At 66.7% G+C, this 12,126-nt stretch carries 17 protein-coding genes and 1 tRNA gene; 2 read left to right on the top strand and 16 right to left on the bottom strand.

The window, feature by feature from the left end; all coding sequences use genetic code 11:
* The first annotated feature begins 200 nt into the window (after positions 1-200).
* Positions 201-1,133 (top strand): serine hydrolase, encoded by a 933-nt coding sequence (locus VB734_RS14605; protein ID WP_322782315.1) that lies wholly within the window; start codon positions 201-203, stop codon positions 1,131-1,133.
* Positions 1,134-1,203: 70 nt separating this feature from the next.
* Here the strand turns inward: VB734_RS14605 and VB734_RS14600 are convergent.
* Positions 1,204-1,292: transfer RNA gene (locus VB734_RS14600), tRNA-Ser, on the bottom strand.
* A gap of 19 nt (positions 1,293-1,311) precedes the next feature.
* Entirely contained in the window at positions 1,312-2,523 is a 1,212-nt protein-coding gene (gene alr, locus VB734_RS14595; RefSeq protein WP_322782640.1) for an alanine racemase, read from the bottom strand.
* Positions 2,524-2,659: 136 nt separating this feature from the next.
* On the opposite strand from alr, the gene VB734_RS14590 reads away from it, so the two are divergent.
* Positions 2,660-3,157 (top strand): HNH endonuclease, encoded by a 498-nt coding sequence (locus VB734_RS14590; protein ID WP_197162103.1) that lies wholly within the window; start codon positions 2,660-2,662, stop codon positions 3,155-3,157.
* A 31-nt stretch (positions 3,158-3,188) separates the two neighbouring features.
* On the opposite strand, the gene prfA is transcribed toward VB734_RS14590, so the two are convergent.
* From prfA to rpsE, 14 genes are all read right to left on the bottom strand, one after another.
* Entirely contained in the window at positions 3,189-4,292 is a 1,104-nt protein-coding gene (gene prfA, locus VB734_RS14585) for a peptide chain release factor 1 (protein WP_322782316.1), read from the bottom strand.
* A gap of 72 nt (positions 4,293-4,364) precedes the next feature.
* A complete protein-coding gene (gene rpmE, locus VB734_RS14580; protein ID WP_322782317.1) occupies positions 4,365-4,637 on the bottom strand; it encodes a 50S ribosomal protein L31 in 273 nt (90 codons plus the stop codon).
* Between the two features lie 32 nt (positions 4,638-4,669).
* Complete coding sequence (rpsI, locus tag VB734_RS14575; protein WP_322782318.1) at positions 4,670-5,077, bottom strand: 30S ribosomal protein S9; 408 nt, start codon at positions 5,075-5,077, stop codon at positions 4,670-4,672.
* Positions 5,074-5,526 (bottom strand): 50S ribosomal protein L13, encoded by a 453-nt coding sequence (rplM, locus tag VB734_RS14570; RefSeq protein WP_197162111.1) that lies wholly within the window; start codon positions 5,524-5,526, stop codon positions 5,074-5,076. The genes rpsI and rplM overlap by 4 nt, the downstream gene beginning before the upstream one ends.
* Before the next feature lie 193 nt (positions 5,527-5,719).
* Positions 5,720-6,616, bottom strand: a complete 897-nt coding sequence (gene truA / locus VB734_RS14565) for a tRNA pseudouridine(38-40) synthase TruA (protein ID WP_231594983.1) — start codon at positions 6,614-6,616, stop codon at positions 5,720-5,722.
* Entirely contained in the window at positions 6,613-6,963 is a 351-nt protein-coding gene (gene rplQ / locus VB734_RS14560) for a 50S ribosomal protein L17 (RefSeq protein ID WP_006173332.1), read from the bottom strand. The genes truA and rplQ overlap by 4 nt, the downstream gene beginning before the upstream one ends.
* A gap of 44 nt (positions 6,964-7,007) precedes the next feature.
* Entirely contained in the window at positions 7,008-7,946 is a 939-nt protein-coding gene (locus VB734_RS14555; protein ID WP_197162113.1) for a DNA-directed RNA polymerase subunit alpha, read from the bottom strand.
* Positions 7,947-7,996: 50 nt separating this feature from the next.
* Positions 7,997-8,389 carry a 30S ribosomal protein S11 gene (gene rpsK, locus VB734_RS14550; RefSeq protein WP_006173334.1) on the bottom strand — a complete coding sequence of 131 codons (393 nt, stop codon included), beginning with the start codon at positions 8,387-8,389 and terminating at the stop codon, positions 7,997-7,999.
* A gap of 67 nt (positions 8,390-8,456) precedes the next feature.
* Positions 8,457-8,822, bottom strand: coding sequence for a 30S ribosomal protein S13 (gene rpsM / locus VB734_RS14545; RefSeq protein WP_197162115.1), 366 nt, complete (start codon positions 8,820-8,822; stop codon positions 8,457-8,459).
* Between the two features lie 95 nt (positions 8,823-8,917).
* Positions 8,918-9,031, bottom strand: coding sequence for a 50S ribosomal protein L36 (gene rpmJ / locus VB734_RS14540; RefSeq protein ID WP_006173336.1), 114 nt, complete (start codon positions 9,029-9,031; stop codon positions 8,918-8,920).
* A 36-nt stretch (positions 9,032-9,067) separates the two neighbouring features.
* Positions 9,068-9,625 (bottom strand): adenylate kinase, encoded by a 558-nt coding sequence (locus VB734_RS14535; protein WP_197162117.1) that lies wholly within the window; start codon positions 9,623-9,625, stop codon positions 9,068-9,070.
* A 43-nt stretch (positions 9,626-9,668) separates the two neighbouring features.
* Positions 9,669-10,985, bottom strand: coding sequence for a preprotein translocase subunit SecY (gene secY, locus VB734_RS14530; RefSeq protein WP_197162119.1), 1,317 nt, complete (start codon positions 10,983-10,985; stop codon positions 9,669-9,671).
* 133 nt (positions 10,986-11,118) lie between these two features.
* Complete coding sequence (gene rplO, locus VB734_RS14525) at positions 11,119-11,571, bottom strand: 50S ribosomal protein L15 (RefSeq protein ID WP_197162121.1); 453 nt, start codon at positions 11,569-11,571, stop codon at positions 11,119-11,121.
* A gap of 5 nt (positions 11,572-11,576) precedes the next feature.
* Positions 11,577-12,126 (bottom strand): 30S ribosomal protein S5 (rpsE, locus tag VB734_RS14520; protein ID WP_323243626.1); only part of this gene is annotated, 550 nt, incomplete at its 5' end.

Raw genomic sequence — 12,126 nt, 5'->3', positions numbered from 1 at the left:
AGTCTTTTTTTTTTTTTAAAGCAGAGGACGAGATAGGAGATGCCAAAGGGTCTCGTGGGCGAGGAGATGTGTATAAGGGCCCGGGCCCGTGGAGCGGGCGTGGCCGTCGATGTCGGCGCTCAGCCGCCAGCAGCGGCCCGCCTGCAACGCATCGGCGTACACCCCGGTTCCTACGCTCTCCATGGCAGATGGCGGTACCGATGGCGTTCTACAGCCCCGATGCGGCGATGGGAGCGATCCTCGAAGACCATCTCAAGGCCCTGGAGCTCCAGGGCCGTCCCGGTCTCACCTCCCAGGTCTCGATCACCTGGTTGCGCTATCCCGGCAGCCTGATCGGTGCGGCTGAGGCCGGGGAGTCGTCGAGGACCTGGCCGGGGTCCGTGGTGGGGGCCGCCTGGGCCGGCTCCAGGCCCCGCTATCCGGCCAGCGTGGTCAAGCTCTTCTATCTGGCGGCCACCGAAGCCTGGCTCCAGCGCCAGTTGCTCGAAGACGGTGCCGAGCTCCGCCGGGCCATGGCGGACATGATCCGCGACTCCAGCAATGACGCCACCGCCGTCCTGGTGGATTGGCTGACGGGCACCACCAGCGGTCCCGATCTGCCGGAGCGACCGCTGCGGGCCTGGATCGAGGGCCGCCAACTGGTGAACCGGTGGTATGCCGACCTGGGCTGGAGCGAGTTCGAGGGCTGCAACGTCTGCCAGAAAACCTGGGGGGACGGTCCCTACGGACGGGAGCGTCAGTTCTACGGACCATCCCTGGAGAACCGCAACCGGCTCAGCACGGATGCCACCGCCCGGCTCTTGCACATGATCATGGCGGGGGCCCTGGTGTCCCCCCCCGCCTGCGCCCGGATGCGGGAGCTCCTGAGCCGCTCCCTCGATCCCGGGCTGCGAGCTGCGGATCCGGAGAACCAGGTGGATGGTTTCATCGGGGGCGGCCTGCCCGCCGCTGCCCGGCTGTGGAGCAAGGCCGGCTGGATGAGCCAGGCCCGCCATGACGCGGCCTATGTGGAGATCGAGGGCCGCGCGCCTTTCCTGCTGGTGATCTTCAGCGAAAGGGCCGAGCGAGCCGCCGATGATCAGCTCCTGCCTGAGCTGAGCCGGCTGCTCTGCGAGACCAGGTCCCCAAGCTGAAACCCCGTGAACTGGATGCCTGGTCAGGTCGCAGTCCCCGGGCCAGGCTGCTGGCGGAGGATTGTTGGAACGGAGAGGGAGGGATTCGAACCCTCGACAGAAGTTGCCTCCTGTAACTCCTTAGCAGGGAGCCGCTTTCAACCACTCAGCCACCTCTCCAGGGGGCCGAAAGAGCTTATCAGCGATCGCGCGCGCCTTCGCCAAGGCGGAGACGGGGCAGACGGTGCTTGAAGCCGCAGAGAATTTCCCAGGGGATGGTGCCGCTGGCCTGGGCCCAGTCCTGGGGGGTGATGCGCTCGCCGCCGTCGTCGCCCAGCAGGGTGACCACCGAGCCCACCTCCAGCTGAGGAGCCTCGGTGGCATCGATCAGCAGCTGATCCATGGTGATCGCCCCCACCTGGGACAGCCGGCGTCCGGCGAAGAGCACCTCCAGTTGATTGCTGAGCAGCCTGGGCACCCCATCGGCGTAGCCGATCGTGACCACCGCCAGCCGACTCGGACGCCGGGTGGTGTAGCGGTGGCCGTAACTCACCCCAACCCCGGCCGGCACCTCGCGAATCAGGCACACCCTTGCCCGCACGCTCATGGCGGGCTGCAGCGGCACCGCGTGGCTCAGGTGCTCGGCGGGGGCATGGCCGTAGAGCGCCAGGCCCACACGCACCAGGTCGTAGTGGAGCTGGCGGCAGCGCAGGGTGCCGGCGGAATTGGCCAGATGGCGAACCCCGGTGGCCAGTCCCAGCTCACCGGCGCCGCGCAGCACGCTCTCGAAGCGCTGCTGCTGGAGGGCGGTCAGACCGCCCCCTCCCGGGTCGGGGGCATCGGCATCGGCCAGGTGGGAGTACACCCCCGCCAGCCGCACCGCATCCAGCCCCAGCAGGGCCTGCAGCAGCCTCACCCCATCGCCCCAGTCGACCCCGAGTCGGCCCATGCCGGTGTCGAGCTTGAGGTGCAGGGCCATGAATCGACCGCTGCCACTGGCCAGGTTCTGGCAGAGCAGGGCCTCGCGCATGCCGCTGATCGTGGGCATGAGCTCCCACTCCAGGCAGCTGCGCAGTTCCTCGGGGTGGATCAGATTCCCCATCACCAGCACCGGTGCCTCCAGGCCCGCCTGGCGCAACTCGATGCCTTCCTGCAGGGTGGCCACCCCCAGGGACGTGGCACCACCGGCCAGGGCCGCGCGAGCCACCGGGGCAGCGCCATGGCCGTAGCCATCAGCTTTGACCACAGCCATCAGCGATGAGTCCGGAGCCAGCCACCGGCCCAGGGCTCTGGCGTTGTGCTCGATGGCTGTCTCATCGACCTGCACCCAGGCCCTCTGCCGCGGATGCAGCCCGGGTCCGACGAACCGCTGGGGATCCTCAACTGGCAGTCGTTGGCTGGGCTGGAGCATCGTGGCCATCTCAGTCGGGCATCCCAGCAGAGTCAATCTGATGTGAACCGTCAGTCCAATCTCATGCCTGATGGATCAGACCCACTAGCATGGCGGCCATCTGGGGATCTGGCACCCCTTCCGTGGACCATGCGCCGTGAGCCAGGTTCTGGTCCTGAATGCGTCCTATGAGCCTCTGAACATCACCAGCTGGCGTCGGGCCACGGTGATGCTGCTCAAAGGCAAAGCCGAAGGTCTTGAGCATGACCCGAAGCATCCCATCCGTGGCGAGATGCTGCTGCCCTCGGTGATCCGTCTGCGCCAGTTCGTGCGGGTGCCCTTCAAGCAACTGCCGCTGACCCGCCGCAATGTCTTCCAGCGTGACGGCCACAGCTGTCAGTACTGCGGCTACCAGGGTGAGCAGCTCTCCATCGACCACGTGATTCCCCGCAGCCGTGGCGGGACGGACACCTGGGAGAACGTCACCACAGCCTGCCTGCGCTGCAATGTGCGCAAGGGGAGCCGGACCCCCCGTGAAGCGGCCATGCCGCTGGCCAGGGTGCCGCGGAGGCCGGTGAGCACGCTCTACTTCGAGGCCACCCGCCACATCCGCTCAGGCCGCCAGGAATGGGCCAAATACGTGATCGGGGCCTGAGAGACAGGTCCCCAGGCTCTCGGAGCGGGCCTCAGTCCGTGCCTGCGCCTTCTGCCACCAGCTGTTCCAGACGGGCCTTCTGCTCCGCTGCCACACAGGCGCCGATCACCTCGTTCAGCTGGCCCTGGAGCACCGGTTCCAGGGCGAAGTTGCGCCCCAGCCGGTGGTCGGTGACCCGGTTGTCCTTGGCGTTGTAGGTGCGGATTTTTTCGCTGCGCTCGCCGCTGCCCACCTGGGCTCGGCGGGCAGAACTCTCAGCGGCGGCGGCCTCGGCCAGCTCCCGCTCCAACAGCTTGGCCCTCAGGATCTCCAGTGCCCGTTCACGGTTCTGGAGCTGCGATCGCTCCTGGGTGCAGAACACGCGGATGCCCGTCGGCTTGTGCAGCAGATCCACGGCCGTCTCCACCTTGTTGACGTTCTGGCCGCCCGCGCCCCCGGAGCGGGCGGTGCTGATGTCGAGATCGGCAGGGTCGAGCTGGACTTCCACCGGATCGGCCTCGGGCATCACCGCCACGGTTGCCGTGGAGGTGTGCACCCGCCCCTGGGACTCCGTGGCGGGCACCCGCTGCACCCGGTGCACCCCCGCCTCGTACTTGAGCTGGCTGTAGACGCCGTCGCCGCGGATGGCCAGGATCAGCTCCTTGAAACCGCCCAGGTCGGATTCCGAGGCACTCAGAGGCTGCACGCTCCAGCCCATGGTCTGTGCGAACCGCTCGTACATCCTGGCCAGATCGCCCGCCCACAGAGCCGCTTCATCACCCCCGGTGCCGGCGCGGATCTCCAGCATCACGCTGCGCTCATCGCGGGGATCACTGGGGAGCAGGGCGAGGGTGAGCTGATGCTCGAGCCCGTCGAGCTGGCTTCCCAGCTCCCTGAGTTCCTCCTGAATCAGGGCCTCCATCTCGGGCTCCCCCTTGCTTTGGCGGGCCAGTTGCTGAGCGTCCCTCAGTTGCCGCTGCAGGCTCTGCCAGTGACCGAGGCCCGTGGCCAGCGGCTCGAGCCGGGCCCGTTCCTTGGAGAGGCGGCGCAATTCCGAAGGGTCGGCCGCCACGGCGGGGTCGGCCAGCTGACGCTCCAGCGCGTGGAAGGTGCGATCGGCGGCCTCGAGTCGCTCACGCAGCAGGGATGGATCCATGGGGACGGGTGGGCAGACAGCACAAAGCCGGACGCCCGTGGGCGTCCGGCCTCCAGAGCAGACCAGAAGGGATCAGGCCTGGGCCTCAACCTCGGGTTTGGCCGCTTTGTCCCCGGCCTTGGTGCTGGCGCTGTCGGCGCTGCCCATGCCGTACTTGCGCATGAAGCGGTCCACACGGCCCTCGGTGTCGAGGATTTTCTGGGTACCGGTGTAGAAGGGATGGTTGCCACTCCACACGTCCACGTGCAGCTCGGGCTGGGTGGAGCCAGTGGTCATCACCACTTCTCCGTTGCAGATCACCTTGGCATCGGGATACCAGGTGGGATGGATGTCGGCCTTGGGCATGGCTGGAATGGGCTGAATACGGAAGGGAAGGATCAGCGCTTGGAGAACTGGGGCGCTTTACGGGCTTTCTTCAGGCCGTACTTGCGGCGTTCCTTGGCCCGGGGATCACGGCTGAGGTGCCCTTCGGTCTTGAGCGGCTTGCGGTTGTCAGGCGAGAGCTCACAGAGGGCGCGGGCAGTACCCTGTTTGATGGCATCGGCCTGACCGTTGAGACCACCGCCCTTGACGTTGACCAGCAGGTCGTACTCGGCGGAGAGGCCCAGGGTGTCCAGGGGCGCTTTCACGGCGCTCAGGTAACTGGGGTTGTAGTTGAGGTAGTTGTCGCCGGGGCGGCCGTTGATGGTGATGGATCCCGTGCCTGGGACGACACGCACGCGGGCGACGGCCGTTTTGCGGCGGCCCGTTCCCCAGTAGACGACACGGTTGGAAGCGGTGCTCATTGTGCGGAGGCGGAAGGATCGAGAGCCAGGATCTGGGGCTGCTGAGCGGCGTGGGGGTGCTCGGCGCCCTTGTACACCTTCAGCTTGCGGAACAACTGACGGCCGAGGGCGTTGTGGGGAAGCATGCCCTTGATGGCCTTCTCGACGATCCGCTCGGGCAGGCGAGCCTGCAGGGCCTCGAAGGTTTCGGTTTTCATGCCGCCTGGACGGCCGGAATGACGGCGGTAGATCTTCTGGCTGGCCTTGTTGCCGCTGATGCGGATCTTGTCGGCGTTGATGATGACCACGAAGTCACCGGTGTCCAGGTGCGGCGTGAAGGTGGGCTTGTTCTTGCCACGCAGCACACTGGCCACCTCGCTGGCCAGACGGCCGAGGGTCTGATTCTCAGCGTCCACCAGGAACCACTGGCGGTCGAGGGAATCGAGAGAGGGAACGGAGGTCTTGTTCATCGCACCGGCGGGCCGGATCGGAGTAAGGCACCATCCGGAGGGATGGGGCTGGACATGGGGCGGTACGGCCGCATCGATGGGAAGATCCCAACGGAACGACGCGCAATTCCTGAGCCTAACCTTTGACCCATCGGCCCGTCTCCGGGAGTCCGCTGGATGGATGATCCAGCGGCGAACACGCCATGACGCTGGGTTACAGCGTGGGCGGGCTCAGGGTAGGAAGCTCAGGCGGGTCCTGGCATTCCAGCCAGTGCCGCGGTTGGCCATCATACCAGGCGGACAGCGGGAAGGGAGCTGAGGGATAGCCCACCCTCAGCAGGCAAAGCCCCTGGGCCGGGGCCGCTTCCTTCACTTCCGAGCGGGCCCGCTGCTGCCAGCGCCGCTCGAAGCCGGCGAGGCTCAGCTGGCCTTCACCCACCGCCACCAGCTGACCCATGATCAGGCGCACCATCCCGTAGAGAAATCCGCTCGCCTGGATCTCGGCCACCACCAGGTCGCCATGGCGCTCCAGGCTCACGGCCTGCACCTTGGTGCGGGCGTGGGGGCGGCGGCTGCCGGCCCGCTGGAAGGCACTGAAATCATGGAAGCCCAGTAACCCGCGCAGGGCCGTGGCCATGGCGCGTTCATCGAGGCGCCGTCGGTAGCGGTGCCAGCTCCAGGGGGCGAGAAACAGGTTGGGTCTGCGGCCGTTGTAGAGCGTGTATCGATAGCGGCGGTAGCTGGCGGAGAAGCAGGCGTGCCAGGTGCCGGGAACGGCGGCGGCGGCCCTCACCCTGATCGAGGCCGGGAGGCGGCCGTTGAGGGCCGCTGCCCAGCGCTGGGGGGGAATCGGTCCGCTGGCCTCGAAATGCACCACCTGGCCGGCCGCGTGGACTCCGCTGTCGGTGCGGCCTGCGGCCATGACCTTCAGGGGGCGGTGCGGCTCCAGCGTGGCCAGGGCCCGCTCCAGGGTCTCCTGCACGCTGGGCTGATGGGGCTGGCGTTGCCAGCCACAAAACGAAGAACCCTCGTACTGCAGACAGAGGGCGATCCTCTGGACCGGTCTCTGCCTGCTGGACGAGGGCAAGGTGGTGTCGACGTGGGTCGTCAGACCAGCTCGATGATGGCCATCTCGGCATTGTCACCCCGGCGGGGGACGGTGCGGATGATGCGGGTGTAACCCCCGTTGCGCTCGCCGTAGCGCTCCTGGGCCTTGTCGAACAGCGAGTGCACCAGCTGCTTGTCGAAGATGTAGCCGATGGCGCGACGGCGGGCCGCCAGGCTGCCGTCCTTGGCCAGGGTGATCATCCGCTCGGCCTCATTACGCAGGGCCTTGGCGCGGGTCTTGGTGGTCGTGACGCGGCCCTCGCGGATCAACTGGGTGGTGAGTCCACGCAGAAGAGCCTTGCGTTGGTCGGCGGGTCGTCCGAGCAGAGGGACGCGGCACTGGTGTCGCATGGTTCCGGGAGATGGAAAAAGGGATGGTGAGGAAACGGTGCCGCTCAGGCGGTGGTGCGGCTCTGGGGCAGGGAGATGCCGATGCGCTCCAGGGCTTCGATCACCTCATCGGCTGATTTCGAGCCGAAGTTCTTGATCTCGAGGAGATCTTCGTAACTGAAGCCCATCAGGTCGGAGACTGAATTGACCTGGGCCCTCTTCAGGCAGTTGTAGGCCCGAACAGAGAGATTCAGCTCCTCCAGGGGGATCTGGCTCTCAGCCGAGGGTTCGGGTTCCAGGCCCGGCTCTTCGACCATGGTCAGGCTGGCCAGAGGCTGGAAGAGCTGGATCAGCTGATTCGCGGCCTGGGCCATGGCGTCGTCGGGTGTGATCGAGCCACTGGTGACGATCTCCAGACGCAGGCGTTCACGGGCTGACCCACCTTCGCCCACGGCCGTTTCATCGACGGTGTAGTTCACCCGGCGAACGGGCATGAACACAGCATCGATCTGGAGCAGATCGATGGCGCTGGTGTCTTCGTGATGACGGTCCACCGGCCGATAGCCGACACCCCGCTCCACATGAACCTCAAGCTCCAGGGAGTGTCCTTCAGCCACGGTGGCGATCGGGCGATCGAAATCGATCACCTGGACCTGAGAGGAGAACTGAAGGTCGGCGGCGGTGACGCTGGCAGGACCGTTCACGATCAGCCGGCCGATCTCCAGATCACGGTTACGGCTGTTGACGACGACTTCCTTGCAGTTCAGGAGAATGTCGAGGACGTCTTCGCGCACACCCGGGATGGTGGCGTATTCATGGTTCACGCCGGCGATGCGCACCGCTGTGATGGCACTGCCCTCCATGCCGCCCATCAGCACCCTGCGCAGGGCGTTGCCGAGGGTGATGGCCTGACCGCGGTCCAGAGGCCCGATCACGAACACACCGGTCTGGGAGCGGTCGTCGGCGATGTGATGCTCGACCCGATCGATCTGATACTGATGCACGGCCTGATGGTGGTGAAGAGGAACGCCGAGGAGCGGCTGGAAACGGATGCTCAGACCCGGCGGCGCTTGGAGCGGCGGCAGCCGTTGTGGGGCAGGGGGGTGACATCGCGGATCAGGGTGATCTCGAGGCCGGCCACCTGCAGGGCCCGGATAGCGGTTTCACGGCCCGATCCAGGACCGCGCACCAGCACCTCGATCTGACGCATTCCCTGCTCCAGGGCCCGGCGGCCGGCGGCTTCAGCGGCGGTCTGGGCGGCGAAGGGGGTGCCCTTGCGAGCTCCCTTGAAGCCGCTGGCGCCGGCCGACGACCAGGAGATCACCTCACCGGCCGTGTCGGTGATCGACACGATGGTGTTGTTGAAGGTGCTCTGGATGTGTGCCACACCGTTGGGCACATTGCGCTTGGTTTTCTTCGCGCCGGTTTTCTTGGCTGGCTTCGCCATGGACGGGGGCCTGGTGGGGTGGAGGGATGGTGGGGCTGAGCGGCGGAGACGGGCTCAGGCGGGCGGATTACTTCTTCTTGCCGGCCACGGTCTTGCGGGCGCCGCGGCGGGTACGGGCATTGGTGCGGGTGCGTTGACCGCGCACGGGGAGACCCATGCGGTGGCGACGGCCTCTGAGGCAACCGATGTCCTGCAGGCGCTTGAGGGCCATGCCCTCCTGACGGCGCAGGTCGCCTTCAAGGGTGAAGGTTTCTGCCGCTGCCCGCAATTTCTGGACATCACCGTCGTCGAGGTCCTTGACGCGGATGTCGGGGTTGACGCCGGCCTTGGCCAGGATCTTCTGGGCCCGGTTGAGCCCGATCCCATAGACGTATGTGAGAGAAATCTCGACCCTCTTGTCGCGAGGGATATCGACACCGGCAATCCGAGCCACGAAAAAAACGATTCAGTTGGGCAGAGGGAGCCCGGCCAGTGAGGGCAGGGCGGTGCGCCCCGAAGGGCACTGGGGGAGGACGAACGCTGGGCGGGTCAGCCCTGGCGTTGCTTGTGCTTGGGGTTGGTGCAGATCACCATCACCCGGCCGTGGCGACGAATCACGCGGCACTTGTCGCACATCTTCTTGACTGAGGCACGCACCTTCATGGGCGGTGGCTCTCCATTTTGCAAACAGCTAACGTATCACAGGGCTTGACCAAGCTGGTCGCTGATCCTGCCTGCCACCGCCTCCACGGCCCCTTCCGCCTCGACCTCCCGGATCAGGCCCAGCTGGCGGTAGAAGGCGATCAGGGGTGCCGTCTGCTCTCGGTAGACCTCCAGGCGGTTGCGGATCACCGCTTCGTTGTCGTCGTCGCGTCCGCGGCTGAGCAGCCTCTGCAACAGGATGCCGTCGTCGAGCTCCAGCAGCACCACATGCTCGATCGGCTGGTTCAGCTCCTCGAGCAACTCAGCGAGGGCTTCAGCCTGGGCCAGGTTGCGCGGGAAGCCATCCAGCAACCAGCCGCCGTCGTGGCTGAGCAGGCGTGCCTTGACGATCGCCAGGACCAGGGCATCGCTCACCAGTTCGCCCCGGGCCATCACGGCCTTGGCCTGCGCCCCCAGCTCCGTGCCTGCCTGCACTTCGGCCCGCAACAAGTCGCCGGTCGAGAGGTGGAGAAGATCGCGCTCAGCGGCCAGCAGCTGGGCCTGGGTCCCTTTGCCGGCTCCGGGGGGGCCGAGGAAGAGAAGGCGGTCGGACATGGCGGGATGGGGTGACGGGGATGGGCGCGGCAGTGGGCTGGGGTTACTCCCGCACCATGCCTTCGTAGCGCTGGGAGATCACGTAGGTCTGCACCTGCTTGGCGGTGTCGATGGCAACGCCCACAAGGATCAGCAAGGAGGTGGCCCCCAGACCCTGGAAGGTGCGCACCTGGGTGGCGCCTTCCACGGCCGAGGGGATGATCGCCACCGCTCCGAGGAAGAGACCACCCAGCAGGGTGAGCCGGTTCTGCACCCCGCTCAGGTATTGGGCGGTGGCGGAGCCGGGCCTGACGCCGGGGATGGCCACGCCACCACGCTTGAGGTTGGTGGCGATGTCGATCGGATTGATCGTGAGGGACGCGTAGAAGAGTGAAAACCCGCAGATCAGCGCGAAGAAGATCAGGGCGTAGAGCCAGGGAGTGCTGCTGTTCGGGTTGAGGTAGCCGGACAGCTGGATCAGCCAGGGGGCCCTGGTGATGTTGGCAATCGTCAGGGGCAGGAAGACCACGGCCGAAGCGAAGATGATCGGCATCACGCCGCCGGCGTTGAGCTTGAGCGGGAGGTAGCTCTGGCGGCTGGCGAGGCTGGCCTGCCCCACCTGTCGCTTGGCACTGACGATCGGGATGCGCCGGCTGCCCTCCTGCACGAAAATGATGCCCACGATCGTGACCAGGAAGATCAGCACCAGCACCACGATTCCACCGATGGTGGCCCGATCCCCGCTTTCGGCCAGCTTCACTGTGGAGCCGAGCGCCCTGGGAAGGGTGGCCACGATGTTCACGAAGATCACCAGGGAGGCTCCTTGGCCGATCCCCCGCTCGGTGATCACCTCACTGATCCACATCACCACCATCGCGCCGGTGACCAGCGCCAGGGTGGTCTGGATCACGAACACCGGCACGGGAATCCCTGGGAGGGCGTACTGGCGAAGGATCAGTGCGAAAACGGTGCTTTGCAGCAGACCCCAGCCCAGGGCCACGTAGCGGGTGATCTGGGCGATCTTGCGCCGACCGGCTTCCCCTTCGTTCTTCTGGAGGTCCTCCAGCTGGGGCAGGGCCGCGGTGAGCAGCTGAAGGATGATCGATGCGTTGATGAACGGCAGGATCCCCAGAGCGAACACCCCGAGGGTGGAGATGCCACCGCCGGTGAAGATGTCCAGGAAACCGATCAGCTGGCCGCCCTGCTGGATGAACTGCTGGAAGGCCACCCGATCGATGCCAGGCACGGGGATGTAGATCCCCAGACGCACCAGCAGCAGCAGGCCGAGGGTGGTGAGAACCCGATCCCTCAGTCCTTTGGACTGGATCACCTGGGTGATGATTTCCGCGGCACTGGGGTTACGGCCCCGGCTGACGAGCATGGTGAGAAGGGACGAGGGACGGACTGGCGGGGAAGGGGCAACGACGGCAAAGCCGCCTGCGCATCCGAAGAACGGCGGCAGACGGCTGGTTGCCTGGCGGATCCCTGAAGGACAGGGGTCAGGCCTTGGCCGATCAGTCGATCAGCTCGCAGGTGCCACCGGCCGCCTCGATCTTGGCGCGGGCCGAGGCGGTGAAGGCGGCCGCTTCGACGCTGAGCTTGACGCTCAGGTCACCGCTGCCGAGGATCTTCAAGGGGTGCTTGGGGCTGGTGACCAGGCCGGCGTCCACCAGGGAGTCGAGGGTGACGGTGCTCCCGGCCTCGAGTCCGTCCAACCGGCCCACGTTCAGCACGGTGAAGTGCTTGGGGTTGACCAGGGGAAAATGCTTGAGCTTGGGAAGGCGCCGGTACAGAGGCATCTGACCGCCCTCGAAGCCCGGGCGGGTGGGGCGGCCCGAGCGGGACTTCTGGCCGCGCATGCCGAAGCCGCAGCTGGCGCCCTGGCCGGCTGCGATGCCGCGGCCTTTGCGCAGTTTGCGGCGCCTGGCACCGGTCTGGGGGGTGAGGGTGCTGAGAGAGAGGGTCATGGGGCTCAGGAGTAGATCTGCTCGAGGGAGATGCCCCGTTCCTTGGCCGTCTCCTTGTGGGTGCGCAGAGACTGCAGCGCCTGAATGGTGGCGCGGGCATTGTTGAGGGGGGTCTTGCTGCCGAGGCGCTTGGCCAGCACGTTCTTGATCCCGGCCAGCTCCAGCACCGTCCGGATCGACCCGCCCGCGATCACTCCTGTACCAGGAGCCGCCGGGCGCATCAGGATGCTGGCGGCACCGTCGACACCGCGGCCGTCGGTGGGGATGGAGCTGGTACGGGTCAGGGGCACCTTGACCAGGTGCTTCTTGCCATCGGCCACGCCCTTGCGGACGGCACCGATCACATCACCGGCCTTGCCAACGCCCACACCCACCTGGCCGCGTTCGTTGCCGACCACGACGATGGCGCGGAAGCTCATCTTCTTGCCGCCTTTGACGGTCTTGGAGACGCGGCGGATCTGGACCACCCGCTCCTGCCATTCGGAGTCCCGCTCCTGGCCGCGGCGGCTGTCGCCCCGCCGTCCACCGCCGGCCCCGCGGCGGCCCCCACCGCTG

Source organism: Synechococcus sp. BA-124 BA4 (assembly GCF_034931165.1).
Note: the sequence above shows the minus strand (reverse complement) of the source record. Positions and strands in the feature narration are given on the sequence as shown.